The following is a 17,236-nucleotide window of genomic DNA, read 5'->3' as shown; positions in this document are numbered from 1 at the left end:
GCTGAGCTTCACCCGTAAAAATAAGCTCAAGGCCAATTGGGTCTTATCATATAAATCAGCCGTTGCTTGAGAGCATCTGCCTGAGGTAGGCGATGTTTGCCTCTGCCTGTCGCGGATCCAACTCGGCGCGAGCAACTTGTTCAGCTTCGGAAAATTTGCCTTGAACGCCAAGGACGAGGGCCAGGTTCTGCCTCACCCTGCTGTCGGCGCCGGGAAGAGCTGAGGCCTTGCGCAGCGTGTACTCGGCTTCCGGCAGCTGGTTGGACAAGAGGTGTGACAGGCCGAGGTTGTTCAGAAGGCTCGGGTCGTTTGGCTGGATCTTGAGTGCCTGATTGTAGAGAGCTCGTGCACGCTCATGATTTCCCATCTGGTCATGTACAGCCGCTTCTGCTGACATGAGCTTCCAGTCAGGCATTTGCGGGGATTGAGCACGCTGCAGAACGTTAAGGGCTTCGCTGAACTTGCCGTTCATCGCCAGGATCTTGCCGTATGCCGACGCGATCTCGCGATCCTTGGGATGGGCGATCACGGCACTGCGCAGAACGGCCATCGATTGTGTAATCTGTCCATTTTGCCGCAGTGCATCCGCATAGCCAAGAGTGGCCGTTTTGTCCTGACGATTTTTCTCATACTGCGCGCCCCAGGTTGAAACGGCTCGTCGTGCCTGAGCGGACCCCGGGGCCGCATAGGGCTGACTGGTGGCAGAGGCATGCGTTCCGATGCTGCCGCGCTTCGTCGTCGAGCACCCTGTTGCCAACATGAGTACGCTCATTGCCGCGGCAATCGGGATCAGGCGCGAACGACGGCGCTGCATATTGTTGGCTTGAGAAGGCATGGCTGACTTCCTGACAAGAGGACGCAATGTTAAGGACTACCTTTGAAATAACCTGTTAACCCTAATGCTTTGTTAAATGTCGCATTTTGCATGTGAGATCTGAGCGCATTGCCTTGGAAGGTCTGGCTCTTCAGGTTGCCAATCAGGGGAGGGGCGCGTAACAGTTTTGAGGATCAAAGCCCTTCATCCTCAAGGAGCAAGTCTTGCGCCATTCTCTTATCCGCAAAAGCGACGCGTTGAACCCTACTCCGATCTATACGGTCAACGAGGCAAGTGTTGAAGGTGTCGTTGATCAGCTCGGATCAGCCGCCGGACACTGGGTCGCTCGTCATGGATACAAGGGTGAGCCAGGACGCACATTGCTGGTTCCGGCAGCCGAAGGCACGACGCTCGCGGTTCTTTACGGCACCGATGAGGGTGGGCTTTCTTCGAGTTTTGCCTTGGGTTCGCTCGTAACTGCGCTGCCATCCGGGGACTATGTCTTCGAGACCCCATCTCCAGATATTGAACTGGGTCTCCTTGGGTTCGCCCTTTCGTCCTATCGCTTCAATCGGTACCGAAAAATGGGGGGCGACCTCCCGCGACTTGTGGTTCCGGACGACATTGACCTCGAACGCCTATACACGGTGTTGGATGGCGTAAAGCTTGCGCGCGATCTGATCAACACACCAGCCAATGATCTTGGTCCGCAGGAGCTTGCAGCTGCAATCACCAAACTCTTTGAAGAGCATGGTGGCAAAGGAGAAGTCATCGTCGGAGAAGCCTTGCTGGAGCGCGGTTTTCCAATGGTCCATGCTGTGGGCCGGGCGAGTGCGAACGCGCCGCGGCTGGCCGATTTCACATGGGGGAATGAAAAGGCGCCCAAGGTTACCCTGGTCGGCAAAGGGGTCATCTTTGACACGGGGGGGCTCGATATCAAACCTGCCAATGCAATGACATTGATGAAGAAAGACATGGGGGGCGCGGCTAACGTCCTCGGCCTGGCATCCATGATCATGGCCGCGAAACTGCCTATCCGCCTTCGGGTCATTGTGCCCTGTGTCGAGAACGCCATTTCGGGAACTGCTTTCCGGCCCGGTGACGTCTTGCCAAGTCGCAAGGGGCTTACGGTCGAAATCGGGAACACGGATGCCGAAGGCCGGCTGGTGCTTGCAGACGCGCTCGCACTTGCTGATGAGGAAACGCCGGATCTTCTGATCGATATGGCGACATTGACGGGGGCAGCGCGGGTCGCGCTTGGGCCGGATTTGCCACCTTTTTACACTGAAGATGATGAGCTGGCAGAAGAGATCGCTCTTCTATCTGAGGCGAGCGCAGATCCGCTGTGGCGTCTCCCTCTTTGGCAACCCTACATGAAGTACCTCGATAGCAAGATCGCCGATATCAACCATATCAATACATCGGGCGCGGGTTTTGCCGGTTCGATCACCGCAGCGCTGTTTTTGTCCAGGTTCGTCGAAAATTCCGCTTCCTGGGTGCATTTCGACATCTATGGCTGGACGCCGATTGACAAGCCCGGAAAACCGTCTGGAGGAGAGGCGCAGGGTATTCGCTGCCTCTTCGATCTTGTCAGCGAGAAATATTCGTCCTGAAGATAACGGCTCCGAAACGGTTATATGCTTGAATGATCGGATGTGAAATCGAAGAGGATGCACCTCCGATATGGCAGTTGAGATACGCGCCTCTCAGGCGCTGAAGCTTTTGCACGAGGTAAATCTGGCGCTTGTGAGAGATCAGGAGCAGGATCTTTCTGCGCGCCAGATCACGATCCTTATGACGGTCTATCTCGAGCCGCCGCCGCATACGGTAAGAGGACTGGCTGCCAAGCTGAATGTCACAAAGCCTGCGATTACGCGGGCGCTGGATACTCTAGGAGGTATGCGGCTTCTATCCCGGAAAAGAGATGAAGCTGATCGGCGGAACGTTATCATCACGAGAACGGTCGAGGGTGCGCTTTATCTTGAGCAACTTGGCGATCTTGTCGTTGAAAAGGCACGTGAGCTACCCCGTTAGTGACTTGTCGCGTCCAAAGTGGATTTGGAGATTATTGAATGCCTATTGACCTCGATCGTCGTCTACATCCGGTTCGTGCTGACCTTGCCACGAGTGGCTACGAGGATCGTGTGGCAGCTGAAAATTTCGTTCCGGGAGTCGCCAAGACCGTGACTGCTGACTTGTTGGACATGCGGCCGGCTCCTGATCTTGAGAAATCAATCGACAGCCAGGTACTCCATGGCGAGGTTGTGACCGTTTTCGAGGAGACGGACGATGGTTGGTCTTGGGGGCAGCTCGAGACCGATGGATATGTCGGCTGGGTCTTGTCGGAGGGGCTGGGACCACACCACTCATCGACGCATCAAGTGTCAGCTCTGCGGACCTATCGCTATCCGGTCGCCGATCTTAAATTTCCGCCCCTTGGTCTGCTCTCTATCGGAGCGCATGTTTCTGTTGTCGACCGCAAGACGACGCGCGGTCTGGACTACGCAATCCTGAGCGATGGATCGGCTGTGGTTGAGCGTCACCTCATGCCATTGGGCGAGACGCTCATAGATTGGGTTGGTGTTGCGGAACAGTTCATCGGCACGCCTTACCGATGGGGTGGCCGCACGAGCCTCGGCCTTGATTGTTCAGCGCTGGTCCAGCTGACAGCCCGCTTTGCCGGGCATAAGCTCTTACGCGACAGCGATATGCAGGAGAAGGACGCAGGTTTTCTGCTGTCTGATATCGAACTGTCCGACCTCCAACGTGGCGACTTGGTGTTCTGGAAGGGACATGTCGGGATCATTCAGGAGCAGAACTGTCTTCTGCATGCGAACGGCCACACCATGATTGTGTCCAGTGAGCCTCTTGATGAGGCCGTGGAGCGGATCTCAAAAAATGAGTGGGGAGCTGTCACAAGCCTCCGGCGCTTGTGAATGAGCTTACGCTCCGCGCTCAATGTTCCGAAGGGAGCGCCTCTGCTGCGGCGGCTTCTCCGGGAATCTCGCCAAGGTCCAGATCTTCGATCTTCTGGCTGCGCTTGGCGATCTTGTCCGTCGAAATCAGGATCTGGTCTATATCCTTGTTGGCCTGTCCGAAGTGGGACTGCAGCTTCAAAACGCGATCATTGAGGCGTCCAACATCTGCAGTGAGGTGGGCGACTTCGGCCTGAATGAGGTGTGCCTGCTCGCGCATCCTGGCATCGCGAAGAACAGCCTGTATCACCTGTATCGATAGCATCAACAAGGATGGGGAGACGATCACGACACGTGATCTGTGGGCTTTTTGGACCAGGTCTTCGAAGCCTTCATTCAGCTCGGCAAAGACGCTTTCGGATGGCACGAAGAGGAAAGCCGTGTCTTGGGTCTCGCCGGGCAGAAGGTATTTCTCCCGAATGTCCTGAATGTGCTTGGTAAAGTCCCGCCGAAACTGGGACTGCGCCTGTTTGAGCTGTTCCTCGCTCTTGGCCTGCCTGAGGAGGTTGTAGGCTTCGAGAGGGAACTTTGCGTCGATTGCGAGGGATGGCGCTCCGTTGGGCATGTGAACCAGGCAGTCCGGTCGGGATCCGGTCGAGAGCGTCGCCTGAAAATTGTACCCACTTGGCGGCAGCTGATCCTGGATAATGGCTTCCATCCGTCCTTGGCCAAAAGCGCCTCGCGTTTGCTTGTTGGAAAGGATGGTTTGCAGCTCCACGACCTGCCCTGACAAATCGGTGATGGTGCGCTGGGCGCGGTCGATCACGGCCAGGCGCTCATGCAGCTGTCTCAGTCCCTCGTGCGTCTGCTTGGTCGTGTCGGCCATCGATATGCCGAGTTTGTGGCCCATTCCGTCGAGACGGTCGTTTACCGCGCGCATCATGTCGGATTGCCGCGATCCGAACACCTCGGCCATCGTCTGCATACGGCCTGTCATTTCCCCTTGCGATTTCAAAAGTGTCGCAAGGTGGCTCTCCAGCTCGTGAATCCGCTCGGTGGCGACGGTTTCGGCTTCGGCGCGAATACGCATCTGTCGTCGCGACCCCAAAACCAGCCACGCGATAAGCAACAACAGGAAAAGACCGCCAGCGACAGAAGCCTCCAGCGCAGTTACAGGATGGCCACTCAGGACAAAAAGAACAGTTTGCATGAAACAAACATAGAACGATTCGCTCGCACGTGCAGTCCGCATGTTGACTGCCGTCCAACGACAACCATCGTTGCCGGGCGCGTGATCAAGCTTTTCCGGATCGGATCTAACGGCCAAACGGCCCGCGAAACGGGCATATTTACTTGCCTTTCACGTTGACCCTTGGCACGGCTTTGCCTATGTCAGTCCCATGACGAAACGTGACATCATAATTATTCCCGATCAGGTCCTGCGCGAAGTATGTGAGCCCATAACTTCTGTCGATGACGACGTGCGCGCTCTGGCCGACGATATGCTTGAGACGATGTATGAGGCGCCGGGAATTGGCCTTGCCGCCAGTCAGATTGGCGTCTTGAAGCGCGTATTTGTGCTGGATGTTGCCCAGGAAGATGCGCCCAAGGAGCCTATGGTCTTCATCAATCCGGAAATCGTTTGGAAAAGTGAAGAACTTTCCGTCTATCAGGAAGGCTGTCTTTCGATACCGGAATTCTACGAAGAGGTCGAACGTCCCGCGTCGGTACGGGTTCAGTTTCTCAACCGGGAAGGTGCCGAGCAGGAAATCGAGGCCGACGGCCTTTTATCAACCTGCATCCAGCATGAATTGGATCACCTCAACGGCAAACTCTTCATCGATTATCTTTCGAAATTGAAGCGCGACCGTGTGATGAAGAAATTTGCAAAACAGGCCAGACAGTTCGGCAAGGGCTGACCTTAGCCGATTTAAGTGGAAGAAAAATCAATGGATTATGCGTTCTTCCTGAAGATGTTCGCCGCATTGTTCGCGATCATGAATCCGATCGCCAATCTTCCGGTCTTCCTGTCGCTCACTGCGGACAAGACACCGGCCGGACAACGGGCGGTCGCGATCATCTTGATTGTCGCTCTTGTCGTTGGCTGCTGCATCGTCGCCCTGGCCGGAAATGAAATCCTGGCCGTATTCGGTATCTCTCTGGATGCCTTTCGTCTAGCGGGTGGTTTCCTGATCCTTTTGATCGCGCTGAATCTGATCTCGGGCGAGCAAAGCAAGGCGCACCATGGGACCGAAAAGGAACAGGAGCATCACGCTTCTCAGGACAATCCGGCAATCTATCCGTTGACTGTGCCGATCCTTTTGGGGCCTGGGACTATTTCCACACTCATTATCTTTCGTGGTCAGGCTGAAGGGCTTGCTCAGGAAGTTGCATATGGCGCTGCCGCGGCAGCTTCAGTTGCATTGTTGGGCGTCACGTTCCTTTCGGCGCCTTTCTTGGCAAAGCTGCTTGGCCAGACCGCGACAAGCGTCATGAGTCGCCTGATGGGAATGATCCTGGCGGCAATTGCGATGGAAATGATGGTGTCCAGCCTCAAAGCCCTGTTGCCGGGACTGGCCTGATCGCGCAATAAGGGCGCGATTGCTCAAACAGCCGGAAACGATATGACACTTCGCATCATTTTCATGGGTACGCCCGAATTCTCCGTCCCGACACTGATGGAAATCGTTGGCCATGGCCATGATGTTGTTGCCTGTTACTCGCAACCTCCACGACCTGCAGGCCGTGGCATGGAGCTCAAGAAGTCCCCGGTTCATGAAGCCGCGGAATCTTTCGGAATCCCGGTTTTTACGCCCGCCTCTTTGAAAGATCCTGAAGAGCAGCAAAAATTCATTGATCTCGATGCGGATGTTGCGGTCGTCGTTGCCTATGGCTTGCTTCTCCCAAAGGCTGTTCTCGAAGCGCCGCGCGAGGGATGCCTCAATCTCCACGCTTCGTTGCTGCCGCGGTGGCGCGGTGCTGCACCGATCAATCGCGCAATCATGGCAGGCGATGCGGAGACTGCAGTTCAGGTCATGCGGATGGAGGAAGGTCTCGACACTGGCCCCGTGTGTATGTCCGAGACTGTCGCGATTGGCGACAATACGACCGCTGGAGAACTGCATGACCAACTGTCTGGACTGGGCAGTGACTTGATGGTCCGTGCGCTCGCGGCATTGTCTCGCGGCGCTTTGAATCAAATGCCGCAGGCTGAGAGCGGCATCACCTATGCGCGCAAACTCTCGAAGGATGAAACCCGGATTGATTGGGCGCTCGGTGCGAAAGGCGTGCATGATCATATTCGTGGACTCTCGCCATTCCCAGGAGCCTGGTGCGAAATGATGCTCGCGGGCAAGGCTGAGCGGGTCAAAGTTCTCCGCAGTCAGCTTGCGGAAGGCGCTGGTCCGGCCGGCGAGGTCCTGGCGTTGGACGGCAATGGTCCTGTCGTGGGATGTGGTACTGGTGCTGTCAGGCTCGTTCAGGTGCAACGCGCGGGCAAGAAAGCAGTGTCTGGCGAGGACTTCCTGAGAGGCGCAACGCTATCAGTGGGCGACACGCTGCCTTGAAACCATGACAGACAGCAGCAGAGCTGACAGGAGGGGACTGTAGAATGAGCGATCAGTTCGAGCCGGAAAAATTGATCGTTCGAAAGGTCGAGCCTGCTGATGAGCTTGGTGTAAAGGAGCTTGTGACGGCTGCCTTTGATCAACCAACTGAAGCGGGCCTGGTCCATAAACTCAGACACTGCGGGGCGCTGGTTCTCGAACTTGTCGCAGTCACAGAGCGGGGAAGGCTCCTCGGTCATGTTGCGTTCAGCCGTGTGACGCCAACCAATATTGGCGCGGGCCAGGAGCTCAAAATCAGTTGTCTCGCGCCCGTCTCTGTATGGCCGGAATTTCAGCGTCAGGGAATTGGTTCCAGGGTCATTCGCGCCGGGCTGGATCAACTCAAGGATTTGGGGGAAGATCTCGTTCTGGTGCTTGGTCCTCCGACTTATTATCCACGGTTCGGCTTTGATCCGGCCCTGGCGCGAAAGATCAGCGGACCCTATGCAGGTGATGCGTTCCAGGCAAATGCTCTTTCAGAGGCGGTGGAAGCCGATCTGCCGATCGAAGTCACCTTTGCCACCCCCTTTCAGGAATTCGAGTAAGATACGCAATGCCGCGTTACAGCTTCACTGTTGAATATGATGGACGGCCCTACTGCGGATGGCAGCGCCAGGCGAATGGACCGTCTGTTCAGGCCGCTCTTGAGCGTGCAATCAAGGCATTCAGCGGCGAAGAAGTCACCATTGGTGGTGCTGGACGAACGGATGCCGGTGTCCATGCCACTGGCCAGGTGGCTCATGTGGACCTTGAGAAGGCATGGCCTGCAGCAACAGTTTTGCGTGCGGTCAATTTTCATATTCAGCCCGACCCGGTTGTGCTGCTTGATTGTGCCGAAAAGCATGAGGGGTTCGACTCCCGATTTTCAGCCATTCGCCGCTCCTACCGCTACCGGATCTTCAATCGTCCTGCGCGTCTCACATTTGAACGTGGCCTCGCCTGGCATGTGAAGGCAGAGCTGGATGCGGGGGCGATGAATGACGCTGCGCAAGAGTTTGTCGGCCATCACGACTTCACGACGTTTCGCCATTCAAAATGTCAGGCCAAAAGTCCGGAGAAAACGCTCGAGGCCTTCACGGTTAGGCGAGAGGGACAGTTTGTGATTGCTGAATGCTCCTCGCGTTCATTTCTGCACAATCAGGTGAGGTCGATGGTTGGCACGCTCAAGCTGGTTGGCGAGGGGAAGTGGACGGCGCAGGATGTCCGAGCTGCTCTGGCGGCTCGCGACAGGAAATTCTGCGGGCCTGTCGCGCCTGCTGATGGTCTGTATCTGACCGGCGTCGACTACCGACCCAAGGACGAGGACCTTGCCAAGGCGAAGGCCAAGAAATTGGAAGAAAGCCAGCGCTAGCACTGGACCTCCGGTTCAACGCACTTCTTGTAGAGGTGCCAGGTTGTGTGGCCGAGTATAGGCAGCGTGATGACCAGCCCGACGAAAGCCGGTGCGATCGAAACTATCAGACTGATCGTGACCACGATAGCCCAGCCGATCATCGGAACGGGAGACATCGCAACAGCCTTCACGCTCGTGATCATTGCGGTGATGAAGTCCCGGTCTTCCTCCATAAGGAGAGGAAAGGAGACGACCGTCAACGAGAACAGGATGAGGGACAGGATTGCGCCGACGACATGTCCTACGGCCAGAAACATGAGGCCTTCAGGTGTGTTGACGATCTCCGACAGGAATTCGCCAAAGGAAGCGAAGGACCTGAAGCCGAGGAAAAGTGCAAGCAGAAGGCGCACCTGGTACATCCACATGATCTGGACGAACAGGACAACAAACGCCATCCAGGAAAGTTCGCGGCTTTTCTGTGCCCACATGGTGCCAAGGATCGCAGACCAGCTCAGCGGTTCGTTTCGGCTCAGTCTGCGACTGACTTCATAGAGCCCGACTGCTGCGAATGGGCCAAACAGTGCGAAACCTGCGGCAAGAGGGTAGCTCAGGTAGCTCATGTCGAATGCAGCTGCAGTCAGCACGATAAGCAGGCCGCCAAAGGTGAAGAATGCGCCCACAGCGAGGCCAAAGATCGGCGCTTTGCGGAAGTCCCGCATGCCATCGCCGAGAGCATCGATCACGTCAGATATCGAGATTTGGCGAACGACTGGTGCCTTTCGAAAAGGTGATGCTGTATCCGTATCGATCTTGTCCGTGCTGTCTGTCATTTTTCCTCCCGCGTTTCTCCCAAAACGACCTCGCCATCATGACCAGCGGAAAGTCGGACGCCAACCGTACTTTTCGGTATGCTCATTGAAAATTCGCACGGAAACCAGCGGAAGATTGCTTTTGGAGCAGCTCGCTGGCCGCAAAACCGGATCTGTGCTTGATCAAGCGGCAGCTTGCGACTAACTGCTGGTCTGTATTTGCAATTCTGAGCCGCGAGCGAATTTTGAATGTCTTCGAACGAAAGCCAGGTAAACGCGACACCCGGATTGGCTTGGCTTTTTGCAAGCCCTATTGGGCGGCTGGGCCGTGAGCCCTATTGGCTGGTTCTGTTCCTGGTCTGGATTGTTATCGGCATCGCAATCAACATGTGGTTCGGTTCGATCGACCCGGATGTCACGATCGAAGACCTGACCCTTCAGGGTTTCGTTGAATCGAATCCGTTGTTTCCGGTCCTGTTCTTTGTCCTTCAATGGGTTGAATTGGCACTGGTCATCAAGCGGTGCCAGGACATTGGCGTCACCGGTTTTCTCGCGCTTTTGATTTTTGTTCCCGGCGTCAATATTCTTGTAGTGCTCGTGCTTGGCTTTATTCCGAGCCAGCAGATGCCCAACCGTTTTGGTCCGTTTCCGAACAGCTATTATCGTCGCAAGCCCTGATCGCTTCAGGCTATGCTAATTCAGACCGTGACCGCGCAAATCCAGAGGTTCCATGTCCGCCCAGCGTTCTCCCGCAATTCAATACGCCCGTGATCTGATCCGTTGCCCGTCTGTGACGCCGGTAGAGGGCGGGGCGCTGGATTACCTGGAGAAACTTCTGGGTGGCGCAGGTTTCAACTTAGATCGCGTTACATTCACCGACAGCGACACCCCGAGTGTCGAGAACCTCTTCGCAACGATTGGGTCAGGAAGCCCTCATTTCGTCTTCGCCGGGCACACGGATGTGGTTCCGCCAGGTGACGAGGCTGATTGGAGCCACGCTCCCTTCGGCGGAGAGATCGTCGGCGACACGCTTTTTGGTCGGGGCGCCGTCGACATGAAAGGTGGTGTCGCCTGCTTTGCTGCTGCGGCATTGGATTTCCTAAAGGCCAATGGCACCGAGTTTGGCGGGAAAATATCCTTCCTGATTACTGGTGATGAAGAAGGGCCGGCGGTGAATGGTACGGTAAAGCTCCTCCAATGGGCGGAAGAGCAGGGGCATCGCTTTGATGCCTGTATCGTTGGAGAGCCGACCAATCCGACGCAGCTCGGTGATGCCATAAAGGTTGGTCGTCGTGGGTCCTTGTCGGGGACTGTTGTCGTGACCGGCACGCAGGGCCATGCCGCCTATCCGGAAAATGCAAATAACCCGATCCCGGGCCTCATGCGTCTGATGACTGCATTGGATGATGTTGTCTTCGACGGTGGTAACGATCGCTTTCAGCCGAGCAATCTGGAAATCGTAACGTTTGATGTGGGCAATCCAGCATTTAATGTCATCCCGGCGAAGGCCGAAGCGCGTTTCAACATCCGTTTCAATGACACTTGGTCCCTGGATACTCTGAAGGCTAAAATCGAGAGTATCCTGTCAGACGCAGCGAGCGATGATCTTGAATGGTCGGTCACGTTCCGGCGTGACGCGAGCGAGTCCTTCCTGACCCGTGATGAAACACTCATCAAGGCGTTGAGCAGTGCCGTCGAAGCGACAACGGGCAGAGTTCCCGCGCTGACGACGGGCGGCGGTACCTCCGACGCCCGGTTCGTGAAGAACTATTGTCCTGTCGTTGAATTCGGTCTCGTCGGCCAAACCATGCACAAGGTCGACGAATGTGTTGCGTTGGCTGACGTCGATGGTCTCACAGCCATCTATCGGCAATTCCTCAATGATTATTTCAAGGCAACCAAAGGTGGTTGATCCATGCTGAGCGGACAAGAAATTGCGCGCGCTCTTCAGGGAAGCTGGATGCTTTTGCGCAATCGTCCCGAAGGCATGCGTGGCTTCGATCTGTCGATTGAGGGGTTCTGGCGCTCGTTCGCGGTTGTCTTCCTGCTTGTGCCACTTTTTGTTGTCAGTTCACTGGCTGAGCGAAAGCTCTTGCTGGACGAGACAGATTTTCTTCCCGCGGGGTCTTTCTGGCTGGCCCAATTTACCAGTCTCGGATTGGACTGGGTGGTCTTGCCTCTATTGCTCGCCGGACTCGCAAAGCCTCTCGGCATTTCTGCAGGCTATGTACCTTTCATCGTTGCGCGCAACTGGACGAGCCTCCTCGCAGCTCTGCCGTATGTCTTTGTCGGTCTTCTCTATCTGGCAGGACTGATCGCGCCTGGCATCATGGTTTTGCTGTCCCTCGTGACCTTGATTGTCGTTATCTGGTACCGCTTCATCATCACGCGTGTGGCCCTGCAAGCAAGCATGAGCATGACGATCGGCGTCGTCATGCTGGACATCATTCTGTCGTTGTTGATTGGCGAGATTGCGGGCCGGATTTGGGGGTTGTGACCTCCACGGTCCTATCGATTTGGCCGTTTTGAGGTTCCGCAAGCGCCTCTGCGGGCCAGTCGGTAAGCAACTGTTGTTTCGTTGACATCGGGGACCTCGGCGGACACTGTGCGTCTACGGGAGGTCAGAAGCCGTAGAGGCTCAGAAAATTCGGTCGATCACTCCTGCATTTTGTAAGTGCTTCCTGCAGTATCGAGTGTTTAATTCCCTCATGTGAAAGTATAGTTTCCTTCATGGAAGGTCTGGAGAAACTGCATGATGCGAGCTGGGGCGAGGCGCCCTCAAACTCTTTTGGAGCTTACGGGTGGAGCGTCTGAGTGGCGGCGGCCTACCTCTGCTGAAACGGTCGTAATCCTTGTTGCCGTTCAGGAAGAATATAGATCGGGACGCCTGCGGCTAAGCGGCGTCGATGAAGCTCTGAGCGAAATTGTACAACTTCGCGCCCGTGCCTCGGAACTGGGAATACCTGTTGTGCATGCGTGCAATGAAGGTGGGCTTGGTGATCTTTTCGAGCCGGCGGCCAGCGGCATATTTTGTTCTGAGGGCACTCCCAGGCCAGGTGAGCTGGTCATTTCCAAAACCACGCCGAATGCTTTTGCAGACACAGGTCTTGCCGAACAGCTTCAAAGGGATGGCGTCAAGAACATTATCGTTGGCGGTTTTATGTCCCACCTGTGCGTATCAAATACGATCCGTGGCGGTTTTGAACATGGATTTCGCAGCGCAGTGGTGGCAAGTGCCTGCGCGAGTCGGCCTCTGCCGTTGCCCGCAGGAGGTAGTTTACCGGGATATACGGTACATGACGCTGCGATGGCCTCGATGGCAGACCTTTTTGCAGCAGTTTTGCCCAACGTCTGTGCGATATGAAAACACCCGCGAAGCGTTGCTGCGCGGGTGCTGTAGCGTCTTATGTTTGAGCTTTAGTCGCGTAGAAGGTCGTTGATAGAGGTTTTGGAACGTGTCTGTTCATCGACGCGCTTTACAATGACCGCGCAATAGAGGCTTGGGCCCGGTGTCCCGTCGGGAAGAGGTTTGCCGGGCATATTGCCCGGAACGACGACCGAGTAGGCAGGGACTTCTCCGATGAAGATCTCACCTGTGTTGCGGTCGATGATCTTCGTGGAGGCGCTGATAAACACACCCATCGAAAGCACGGCACCCTCGCGCACGACAACGCCTTCAACAACTTCCGAGCGCGCCCCGATAAAACAGTTGTCCTCAATGATGACCGGACCGGCCTGAAGAGGCTCCAGGACGCCACCGATGCCGACGCCGCCGGAAAGGTGCACGTTCTTGCCGATCTGTGCGCAGGAGCCGACGGTCGCCCAAGTGTCGACCATTGTTCCTTCATCGACGTAGGCGCCGAGATTGACGAACGACGGCATCAGTACAACGCCTTTGCCGATGAATGCGGAGCGACGCACCGTGCAATTTGGAACGGCGCGGAAGCCGGCTTCCTGAAAATCAACGCCACGCCATCCGTCAAACTTGGAAGGAACCTTGTCCCACCAAGTCGCGTCCCCAGGGCCGCCCTTGATAACTTCCATCGCGTTGAGCCGGAAAGACAGAAGAACCGCTTTCTTGGTCCATTGATTTACAATCCACTCGCCGTCTTTTTTCTCCGCGACGCGTAGCTCACCGCGATCGAGCAGGTTGAGTGTCTTCTCGACAGCATCACGTACGTCGCCTGTGGTGTGCGTATCAATATTGTCGCGATCCTCGAATGCCGCATCGATTGTTTCGGCAAGTTTGGCGAGATCTGTGTTCATCGGCTGGGACTCTCTCCGGCATGGCGGTTGTTTCTCATCGCGCGGACCTAAGCTGCGATGCTCGTCCCTGTCAAGGTAAAGGCGGGCGTCCGGAGTCACAGAAACGTTGAGGACGGGCACACCCAGCTTTGGCGAACACGATTTGAAACAGACTGCTTTAGCCCGCTGCTTCCAGGAGCCAGGTCTTGAAGGCCGACACGGGCCTTGAAATGGGCCGGTTGGGAGAGCGGACAAACCAGTAGCCTGTATCGAGCTCGAGGATTGGCCAATCGGGCATGATCAGGTGGCCGGCTGCGATTTCCTGCTCGACGAACCGTCGGTCGATAACGAGCACCCCCATACCGGCAATCGCCGCCTGAATTGCCAGATCACGGCTTTCAAGGAGCGTTCCGGATGTCGCCTCACTATGGTCGAGTCCAGCTTCGTTAAGCCAAAGCGACCAATCATTGCGGCGGCTTGCACTGTGCAGCAAGCGCAGCTCGGAAAGTATCTCACCGGGCTTGCCATCCTCGAGGGGAAGCAAAGAAGGCGCCATGGCAACAGCAAGATGTTCTTGCCACAGCAAGGTGCTGTCGATGGCTTGCCAGTTTCCTTTGCCTAGGCGAATGGCGCAGTCGTAATTCTCTCGCTCGAGATCGATGACGCGCGTTGAGGCGGACAGAAGGATCTCAACGTCGGGCTGAATCGCTTGAAACTCGGGGAGGCGCGGAATGAGCCAGCGGGTTGCAAATGTGGAGACCGTACTGATTCTGAGTTCTGTGCGTCCACGTCGCTTGAAACTGTCTACAGCGCCTTCAATCCGATCGAAGGCGTCGCCCATGCCAAGAGCAAGACGCTGGCCTTCTTCGGTGAGCGTAAGCCCGCGCCCATCTCGTAGAACAAGCGTTGAACCAAGCTCACTTTCGAGCTTGCGCATCAGATGGGAAAGTGCGGATGGCGAGACGCCAAGTTCTTCAGCCGCTTGTGCTGCCCGGCCATGGCGCGCCAGAAGAGAAAATGCATGAAGAGCGCGCAAGGACGCCATGGCTCGATCGACCCATCGTTTGAGATTTACTCAATATACGACAGGTAGAAGCCCAGAGCCAGCGGCTAACGTCGTGCTTTAGAGTGCGCCTTTCACTGCGGTCAGGAAACCGGCCAGGTGGTCAGTGACGAAATCGACAGGACTTCGGTCTTCGCCCTCCAGATCCCAGCCCTCGCGAAAAACGTCTCTCGTTCCCGAGGGCACGATCAGAACAGTGCGCATGCCAAGCCGGTGCGGCACATCGAGGTTTTTCTGAAGGTCTTCGAACATTGCTGCACGTGCTGGGCTGACGCCAGTTTTTTGCAGGAACATGTCGTAAGTTTTCCGGTTTGGCTTCGGTATCAGGTCGGCGGCTACTATGTCGAAGATGTCTTCAAAGTGTTCGGTGATCCCCAAAGCTGCAGCTGTTCGCTCTGCATGGGGCCTGTCGCCATTTGTGAAAATGAATTTGCGCCCGGGCAAGTCAGCAATCGCGGCGCCAAGGGCTCGGTCGGGGGCTATGTTTGAATAGTCAATGTCATGTGCGTGTCTGAGGAAATCGTCAGGGTCGATGTTGTGTTCCATCATCAGGCCGCGCAGCGTGGTGCCATATTGATGATAGTAGGCCTTCTGCTGCGCCATTGCCTCGTCCTTGCCCAGGTTGAGCAGGCGGGCAACATAGCTGGCGATCTGATCATTGATCTGGCTGAAGAGATCGGTCTCGGCAGGATACAGCGTATTGTCGAGATCGAAGACCCAGGCTTCGACCCCCTTGAAGACCCGCAGGTCCTGCGCATGGGCATGGGAACCCTCGCGAGAGATGATTTTTTTGCCGGTCACGGGCGGATCAATGTCCCGACACCGCGATCGGTAAAGAGTTCCAGCAGCACGGCGTGAGGCACTTTCCCGTCGAGGATGACAACACCTTCCACGCCCTGATCCAGAGCCTCGATGCATGTTTCCACCTTCGGGATCATGCCGCCGGAAATCGTCCCGTCCGCAATGAGTTCACGCGCCTTGGCAACAGTCAGTTGCTTGATCAGGTTGCCTTCGCCGTCAAGAACGCCGGGGACGTCTGTCAAAAACAGCAAGCGTTTGGCATTGAGGGATCCGGCAACCGCTCCGGCAAACGTGTCGGCGTTGATATTATAGGTCTCGCCCTCGGGGCCCGGAGCAACAGGCGCAACGACCGGGATGAGATCTTCCTTCAGCACCAGCTTCAGAACAGTTGGATTGACATCCGCCGGCTCGCCAACGAAACCCAGATCAACGACGTTCTCGATGTTTGAATCCGGATCGATAACGGTGCGCCGAAGCTTCTCGGCGGTGACCATGTTCCCGTCCTTGCCGCAAAGGCCTACTGCCCGACCACCTTCAGCGTTGATCGACTGGACGATTTCCTTGTTGATCGACCCGGCCAGAACCATCTCGACGATCTCGACCGTCGCCTTGTCTGTCACGCGCAGACCCGCCTTGAACTCACTCACGATACCGAGGCGTGTGAGCATCTTGCCGATCTGGGGCCCGCCACCGTGGACAACGACAGGATGGACGCCGGACTGCCGCAACAGGGTGATGTCACGTGCAAAGGCTTTGCCAAGTTCCGGGTCGCCCATTGCGTGGCCACCGTATTTGACGACCACGGTTCGATCATCATAGCGCTGCATGTACGGCAGGGCCTGAGCGATGACATGGGCGCGGCTGTGCTGATCCGAGGAAGTCATTGGTCGGGTGGTCTCACTTTGTATTCACGTCTTGTGCGTGGCTTGATAGCTTTTTTCGGCCTGCTTCTCAATCAGAAGGCCTGAACTCAATTCAGGACCAGATGATTGATCTCCGCGCGCAGCTCCTCGATGCCGTTCGCCTTTTCCGAGGACGTCGCGATGATTTCCGGATAGGCTGCGGGCCGCTTGGACAGGTTGGCAAGCGTCTCGTCCTTGAGGCGGTTCAGGGCCGGAGGTTTGATCTTGTCCGACTTGGTCAAGACAACCTGGTAAATGACGGCCGCCTTGTCGAGCAGTGCCATCGCCTGCAAGTCGATGGGCTTGATGCCATGCCGGCTGTCGATCAGCAGGAAGACGCGGCGCAGGGTCGGCCGACCGCGCAGATAGGCGAATACCAGATTTGTCCAGGCTTCGACCAGATCCTTCGGCGCTTGCGCGTATCCATACCCCGGCATGTCGACGATCGTCAGCGGCGCTTCATCGGCTGAAAAGAAGTTCAGCATCTGGGTTCGACCCGGCGTGCTCGATGTTCTTGCCAGTCCCTTGCGTCCGGTCAATGCGTTGATGAGGCTGGATTTGCCAACGTTGGAGCGCCCGGCAAAGGCAATCTCCGTGTCGCCAATGTCGGGCAGGTTCGCCATGTCGGTAACACTGGTCAGGAAATCCCAGCGCTTGGCGAATAGCAGACGGCCAGCTTCAATTTGATCTTTGGTGAATTTTTCTTCTTCGCTCATGTCTGGTCTTCTAGCTGGCAATGCGCCCCGCGT

Annotated in this window: 20 protein-coding genes; 12 read left to right on the top strand and 8 right to left on the bottom strand. The window is 56.2% G+C overall.

What is annotated here, in order from left to right; genetic code table 11:
- Window positions 1-55: 55 nt before the first annotated feature.
- Window positions 56-835 carry a tetratricopeptide repeat protein gene (locus tag ABJZ52_RS12260; RefSeq protein WP_348192596.1) on the bottom strand — a complete coding sequence of 260 codons (780 nt, stop codon included), beginning with the start codon at window positions 833-835 and terminating at the stop codon, window positions 56-58.
- A 203-nt stretch (window positions 836-1,038) separates the two neighbouring features.
- On the opposite strand from ABJZ52_RS12260, the gene ABJZ52_RS12255 reads away from it, so the two are divergent.
- From ABJZ52_RS12255 to ABJZ52_RS12245, 3 genes are all read left to right on the top strand, one after another.
- Window positions 1,039-2,427 carry a leucyl aminopeptidase family protein gene (locus ABJZ52_RS12255; RefSeq protein WP_348192593.1) on the top strand — a complete coding sequence of 463 codons (1,389 nt, stop codon included), beginning with the start codon at window positions 1,039-1,041 and terminating at the stop codon, window positions 2,425-2,427.
- Window positions 2,428-2,497: 70 nt separating this feature from the next.
- The gene (locus tag ABJZ52_RS12250; RefSeq protein WP_153770609.1) at window positions 2,498-2,848 is read left to right on the top strand and encodes a MarR family transcriptional regulator; all 351 of its coding nucleotides are present in this window, start codon (window positions 2,498-2,500) and stop codon (window positions 2,846-2,848) included.
- 38 nt (window positions 2,849-2,886) lie between these two features.
- Complete coding sequence (locus ABJZ52_RS12245) at window positions 2,887-3,750, top strand: C40 family peptidase (protein ID WP_348192589.1); 864 nt, start codon at window positions 2,887-2,889, stop codon at window positions 3,748-3,750.
- 19 nt (window positions 3,751-3,769) lie between these two features.
- Here the strand turns inward: ABJZ52_RS12245 and rmuC are convergent, their stop codons facing one another.
- Window positions 3,770-4,939 carry a DNA recombination protein RmuC gene (gene rmuC, locus ABJZ52_RS12240; protein ID WP_348192587.1) on the bottom strand — a complete coding sequence of 390 codons (1,170 nt, stop codon included), beginning with the start codon at window positions 4,937-4,939 and terminating at the stop codon, window positions 3,770-3,772.
- A 190-nt stretch (window positions 4,940-5,129) separates the two neighbouring features.
- On the opposite strand from rmuC, the gene def reads away from it, so the two are divergent.
- Genes def through truA form a run of 5 tightly spaced genes read left to right on the top strand, consistent with a single transcriptional unit; the run spans window position 5,130 to window position 8,685 of the window.
- Window positions 5,130-5,648, top strand: coding sequence for a peptide deformylase (def, locus tag ABJZ52_RS12235; protein ID WP_348192584.1), 519 nt, complete (start codon window positions 5,130-5,132; stop codon window positions 5,646-5,648).
- Between the two features lie 30 nt (window positions 5,649-5,678).
- Window positions 5,679-6,311 (top strand): MarC family protein, encoded by a 633-nt coding sequence (locus tag ABJZ52_RS12230; protein ID WP_348192581.1) that lies wholly within the window; start codon window positions 5,679-5,681, stop codon window positions 6,309-6,311.
- Window positions 6,312-6,353: 42 nt separating this feature from the next.
- Window positions 6,354-7,295 carry a methionyl-tRNA formyltransferase gene (fmt, locus tag ABJZ52_RS12225; protein WP_348192578.1) on the top strand — a complete coding sequence of 314 codons (942 nt, stop codon included), beginning with the start codon at window positions 6,354-6,356 and terminating at the stop codon, window positions 7,293-7,295.
- Window positions 7,296-7,339: 44 nt separating this feature from the next.
- Window positions 7,340-7,879, top strand: coding sequence for an N-acetyltransferase (locus ABJZ52_RS12220; protein ID WP_348192575.1), 540 nt, complete (start codon window positions 7,340-7,342; stop codon window positions 7,877-7,879).
- Window positions 7,880-7,887: 8 nt separating this feature from the next.
- The gene (gene truA / locus ABJZ52_RS12215; RefSeq protein ID WP_348192572.1) at window positions 7,888-8,685 is read left to right on the top strand and encodes a tRNA pseudouridine(38-40) synthase TruA; all 798 of its coding nucleotides are present in this window, start codon (window positions 7,888-7,890) and stop codon (window positions 8,683-8,685) included.
- On the opposite strand, the gene ABJZ52_RS12210 is transcribed toward truA, so the two are convergent.
- A complete protein-coding gene (locus ABJZ52_RS12210; RefSeq protein WP_348192273.1) occupies window positions 8,682-9,497 on the bottom strand; it encodes a DUF2189 domain-containing protein in 816 nt (271 codons plus the stop codon). The genes truA and ABJZ52_RS12210 overlap by 4 nt on opposite strands.
- A 228-nt stretch (window positions 9,498-9,725) precedes the next feature.
- Here ABJZ52_RS12210 and ABJZ52_RS12205 point away from each other — a divergent pair, with 228 nt between their 5' ends.
- The 4 genes from ABJZ52_RS12205 to ABJZ52_RS12190 all read left to right on the top strand — a co-directional run bounded on the left by ABJZ52_RS12205 (window position 9,726) and on the right by ABJZ52_RS12190 (window position 12,840).
- Window positions 9,726-10,154 carry a DUF805 domain-containing protein gene (locus ABJZ52_RS12205; protein WP_348192270.1) on the top strand — a complete coding sequence of 143 codons (429 nt, stop codon included), beginning with the start codon at window positions 9,726-9,728 and terminating at the stop codon, window positions 10,152-10,154.
- Window positions 10,155-10,206: 52 nt separating this feature from the next.
- Window positions 10,207-11,388 (top strand): succinyl-diaminopimelate desuccinylase, encoded by a 1,182-nt coding sequence (gene dapE / locus ABJZ52_RS12200; protein WP_348192268.1) that lies wholly within the window; start codon window positions 10,207-10,209, stop codon window positions 11,386-11,388.
- A 3-nt stretch (window positions 11,389-11,391) separates the two neighbouring features.
- Window positions 11,392-11,973 carry a hypothetical protein gene (locus ABJZ52_RS12195; protein WP_348192265.1) on the top strand — a complete coding sequence of 194 codons (582 nt, stop codon included), beginning with the start codon at window positions 11,392-11,394 and terminating at the stop codon, window positions 11,971-11,973.
- 255 nt (window positions 11,974-12,228) lie between these two features.
- Window positions 12,229-12,840, top strand: coding sequence for an isochorismatase family protein (locus ABJZ52_RS12190; RefSeq protein WP_348192567.1), 612 nt, complete (start codon window positions 12,229-12,231; stop codon window positions 12,838-12,840).
- A 53-nt stretch (window positions 12,841-12,893) separates the two neighbouring features.
- On the opposite strand, the gene dapD is transcribed toward ABJZ52_RS12190, so the two are convergent.
- From dapD to yihA, 5 genes are all read right to left on the bottom strand, one after another.
- Entirely contained in the window at window positions 12,894-13,742 is an 849-nt protein-coding gene (dapD, locus tag ABJZ52_RS12185) for a 2,3,4,5-tetrahydropyridine-2,6-dicarboxylate N-succinyltransferase (RefSeq protein WP_348192564.1), read from the bottom strand.
- Between the two features lie 157 nt (window positions 13,743-13,899).
- Window positions 13,900-14,766 (bottom strand): LysR substrate-binding domain-containing protein, encoded by an 867-nt coding sequence (locus ABJZ52_RS12180; RefSeq protein WP_348192561.1) that lies wholly within the window; start codon window positions 14,764-14,766, stop codon window positions 13,900-13,902.
- 78 nt (window positions 14,767-14,844) lie between these two features.
- Window positions 14,845-15,585 carry a pyrimidine 5'-nucleotidase gene (locus ABJZ52_RS12175; RefSeq protein WP_348192559.1) on the bottom strand — a complete coding sequence of 247 codons (741 nt, stop codon included), beginning with the start codon at window positions 15,583-15,585 and terminating at the stop codon, window positions 14,845-14,847.
- Window positions 15,582-16,469 (bottom strand): acetylglutamate kinase, encoded by an 888-nt coding sequence (gene argB / locus ABJZ52_RS12170; RefSeq protein WP_348192556.1) that lies wholly within the window; start codon window positions 16,467-16,469, stop codon window positions 15,582-15,584. Before argB ends, ABJZ52_RS12175 begins: the two co-directional genes overlap by 4 nt.
- A gap of 86 nt (window positions 16,470-16,555) precedes the next feature.
- On the bottom strand, window positions 16,556-17,203 hold the full coding sequence (gene yihA, locus ABJZ52_RS12165; RefSeq protein WP_348192553.1) for a ribosome biogenesis GTP-binding protein YihA/YsxC: 648 nt from the start codon (window positions 17,201-17,203) through the stop codon (window positions 16,556-16,558).
- Between the last annotated feature and the right edge of the window lie 33 nt (window positions 17,204-17,236).

Origin of the sequence: Roseibium sp., assembly GCF_039982295.1 — a bacterium.
Lineage (GTDB): Bacteria > Pseudomonadota > Alphaproteobacteria > Rhizobiales > Stappiaceae > Roseibium.
The sequence above is the reverse complement of the archived record's forward strand: the minus strand, read 5'-3'. Positions and strand labels throughout refer to the sequence as shown.

What these genes read in the sequence shown, in the direction of transcription:
- yihA (WP_348192553.1), bottom strand. Translation starts at nt 17,203, where the DNA reads ATGAGCGAAGAAGAAAAATTCACCAAAGATCAAATTGAAGCTGGCCGT.
- dapE (WP_348192268.1), top strand. Translation starts at nt 10,207, where the DNA reads ATGTCCGCCCAGCGTTCTCCCGCAATTCAATACGCCCGTGATCTGATC.
- ABJZ52_RS12260 (WP_348192596.1), bottom strand. Translation starts at nt 835, where the DNA reads ATGCCTTCTCAAGCCAACAATATGCAGCGCCGTCGTTCGCGCCTGATC.
- fmt (WP_348192578.1), top strand. Translation starts at nt 6,354, where the DNA reads ATGACACTTCGCATCATTTTCATGGGTACGCCCGAATTCTCCGTCCCG.
- ABJZ52_RS12205 (WP_348192270.1), top strand. Translation starts at nt 9,726, where the DNA reads ATGTCTTCGAACGAAAGCCAGGTAAACGCGACACCCGGATTGGCTTGG.
- ABJZ52_RS12230 (WP_348192581.1), top strand. Translation starts at nt 5,679, where the DNA reads ATGGATTATGCGTTCTTCCTGAAGATGTTCGCCGCATTGTTCGCGATC.
- ABJZ52_RS12250 (WP_153770609.1), top strand. Translation starts at nt 2,498, where the DNA reads ATGGCAGTTGAGATACGCGCCTCTCAGGCGCTGAAGCTTTTGCACGAG.
- def (WP_348192584.1), top strand. Translation starts at nt 5,130, where the DNA reads ATGACGAAACGTGACATCATAATTATTCCCGATCAGGTCCTGCGCGAA.
- rmuC (WP_348192587.1), bottom strand. Translation starts at nt 4,939, where the DNA reads ATGCAAACTGTTCTTTTTGTCCTGAGTGGCCATCCTGTAACTGCGCTG.
- argB (WP_348192556.1), bottom strand. Translation starts at nt 16,469, where the DNA reads ATGACTTCCTCGGATCAGCACAGCCGCGCCCATGTCATCGCTCAGGCC.
- ABJZ52_RS12210 (WP_348192273.1), bottom strand. Translation starts at nt 9,497, where the DNA reads ATGACAGACAGCACGGACAAGATCGATACGGATACAGCATCACCTTTT.
- truA (WP_348192572.1), top strand. Translation starts at nt 7,888, where the DNA reads ATGCCGCGTTACAGCTTCACTGTTGAATATGATGGACGGCCCTACTGC.
- ABJZ52_RS12195 (WP_348192265.1), top strand. Translation starts at nt 11,392, where the DNA reads ATGCTGAGCGGACAAGAAATTGCGCGCGCTCTTCAGGGAAGCTGGATG.
- ABJZ52_RS12245 (WP_348192589.1), top strand. Translation starts at nt 2,887, where the DNA reads ATGCCTATTGACCTCGATCGTCGTCTACATCCGGTTCGTGCTGACCTT.
- ABJZ52_RS12220 (WP_348192575.1), top strand. Translation starts at nt 7,340, where the DNA reads ATGAGCGATCAGTTCGAGCCGGAAAAATTGATCGTTCGAAAGGTCGAG.
- ABJZ52_RS12180 (WP_348192561.1), bottom strand. Translation starts at nt 14,766, where the DNA reads ATGGCGTCCTTGCGCGCTCTTCATGCATTTTCTCTTCTGGCGCGCCAT.
- ABJZ52_RS12190 (WP_348192567.1), top strand. Translation starts at nt 12,229, where the DNA reads ATGATGCGAGCTGGGGCGAGGCGCCCTCAAACTCTTTTGGAGCTTACG.
- dapD (WP_348192564.1), bottom strand. Translation starts at nt 13,742, where the DNA reads ATGAACACAGATCTCGCCAAACTTGCCGAAACAATCGATGCGGCATTC.